3 protein-coding genes are annotated in these 2,231 nt (G+C 60.2%); all 3 read right to left on the bottom strand.

Features of this window, described 5'->3' with window-relative positions; translation table 11 throughout:
• Positions 1–347: recombination-associated protein RdgC (gene rdgC / locus AC1D1X_RS21190; RefSeq protein WP_477699100.1), on the bottom strand; the 347-nt coding region annotated here is incomplete at its 3' end.
• Positions 348–493: 146 nt separating this feature from the next.
• On the bottom strand, positions 494–1,048 hold the full coding sequence (locus AC1D1X_RS21185; protein WP_477669085.1) for an NUDIX hydrolase: 555 nt from the start codon (positions 1,046–1,048) through the stop codon (positions 494–496).
• 131 nt (positions 1,049–1,179) lie between these two features.
• Entirely contained in the window at positions 1,180–2,148 is a 969-nt protein-coding gene (locus AC1D1X_RS21180; protein ID WP_477669086.1) for an MBL fold metallo-hydrolase, read from the bottom strand.
• Positions 2,149–2,231: the final 83 nt, after the last annotated feature.

Raw genomic sequence — 2,231 nt, 5'->3', positions numbered from 1 at the left:
AGCAGGTCCAGCATGACTTCCTGCTTGAACTCTTTTTTGATCTTGGCGCCCACGCGTTCGCGGCCGGTTTCTTCCTTGTATTTTTCGATGCGTTCTTCCACCGCGGCCTTGATGGCGGACGAAGGCACAGGGCGGCGTTCGGTGCAGAGGCGGGCGATTAACTGGCGGCCCACGCTTTCGAGCAGTACGGTGCTTTTGTTGCCGCGCGGTGGCACCCAGCCACTGGATTCAGGCTCTGTTGCGCCGCAGGGAACGAAACGGTGGGACTGGAAAATTTCTTCAAGCACGTCCAGCGGAGGAAGCACAAAATCGTCGGCAATGCGGAAAAAGATTGCGGTGTTGAACATGAAATCCGGGGAAGAGGTTAAAAAAGAGACTGCCGGAAGGCCGATGAGGGGGCGGAAAATCCGCGGTGAGAACCAGCCGGATACAGAGAAATTCTACCGGGCGCCCTGTCTGCAGAATGTAACGGCCGGCAAGGGCTTGAAGACCTTCATTCAATATCAAACGAATGGATGCCGTAGGCACCCTTGCGGCGGTCTTCGAAGTACTGCTCCAGCGTCTGCTTGACCGTCTTGAAGGCAATTTCGTCCCAGGGAATTTCGGCCTCAGTGAACAGTTTGGCCTCCATGGTCTCATGGCCTGGATTGAATTCGGTGCTCAAAAGCCGAGCCCGGTAATACATGTGCACCTGCCCGACGCGCACCACGTTCATAACCGTGAAAAGGCCCTGCATTTCATATTGGGCGCCGGCTTCTTCATCGGTTTCACGGGCTGCGCCCTGCGAGGTGGTTTCGCCCAGCTCCATGAAGCCGGCAGGCAAGGTCCACTTGCCCCGGCGCGGCTCGATATTGCGTTTGCAGAGCAGCACTTGCGCGCCGTCCTCGCCCCAGCTGGGCACGGTGCCGACGACATTGAGCGGGTTTTCGTAGTGAACCGTGTTGCAGGCCGGGCAGACGGCCCGCTCTTTCGTGTCACCGTCGTCCGGCAAGCGATAAGCCACGGCGGTGCCGCAGACGCGGCAGTGGTTCAGGGGCGGACGTTGCATCAGATGAGTGTAGCGGCTTTGCGCCGGCCGAGGCCTGCCAGGGGGCACTGCAGGCCCCCCGCAGTGCTATAAAAAACGTAGCTGCTTACGCCGATGCTTATTGGGTGCATGGCCTATTTTGCTTACCCTTCCTATTTGAGTGACGAGTAATTCACCGGGACCCAGGCGTATGCCTTGCCCGCGCCCTTGCGCACATGGCCAAGGCCAGGGAAGGCGATATGCGCCGCGCCGACCAGGTAGCCATTTTTGGCGGCATCGGCGTAGGCCTTGGCGCGTTCCTTGGCGGCCGGTGGGGACTCGGAGTCAAACTTGATGGTGACCTCCGGGTTGTCGAACTGGACTGCCGCCACATGCATCAGGTCGCCCCACAGCATCAGCTTCTCCCCCTTGCTTTCCACCACATACACGCTGTGGCCGGCGGTGTGGCCGTGAGCGGGCTGCGCCTTCACGCCGGGCACGAGCTCGGTGACGCCTTCAAAGGTCTTGAGCTTGCCGGCCGTTGCGTAAGGCTTGATGGACGCCATGGCACCCTGGAAAAAGCCTTGGGATTCTTTGGGCGCTGCGTTCATTTTGGCTTCATCCAGCCAGAAGTCGGCGTCCGCCTTGTCCACACGCACAACGGCATTCGGAAACGCCATGGCGCCGTTCACCACCAGGCCGCCCACGTGGTCGGGGTGCATGTGGGTGATATAGATCTCGTCGACCTGCTCGGGCTGGTAGCCGGCGGCTTTGAGGTTGGCCTGCAGGCTGCCCAGCGTCGGGCCGAAGAGGCCGGACGCACCCGTGTCGATCAGCACCAGCTTGCTGCCGGTGTTGATGAGGTAGGCATTGACTGAAGTCTCGACTGCGTCAGGTAAAAAAGAACGCTTCAGTGCCGCGCCGACTTTCGCCGGCGTTGTGTTGGTGAGCAGGTCTTTCACGGGCAGCTTGACAGTGCCGTCCGACAGGGCGGTGACTTCAAAATCGCCCAGYGTGACGCGGTAGTAGCCGGGCGCCTGGCTCTTGACCATGGGGCCGGCCGCAAAAGCGGGCAAGGTGAAAGAAGCGCTCAGGCTTGAGGCCAGGATGGTGGCTGCCAGGGTTTTCAAAAAGCGTGACATGAAAAAACTTCCTTGGGTAAATGGAATGATGGACCGGACTCACCCGTCATACGGGGACCGGGTGGATTCTTATGCAGGCGCGC

The sequence above is a fragment of the Polaromonas sp. P1_G4 genome, from assembly GCF_056405475.1.
This window is presented reverse-complemented; position numbering and strand designations above follow the sequence as displayed.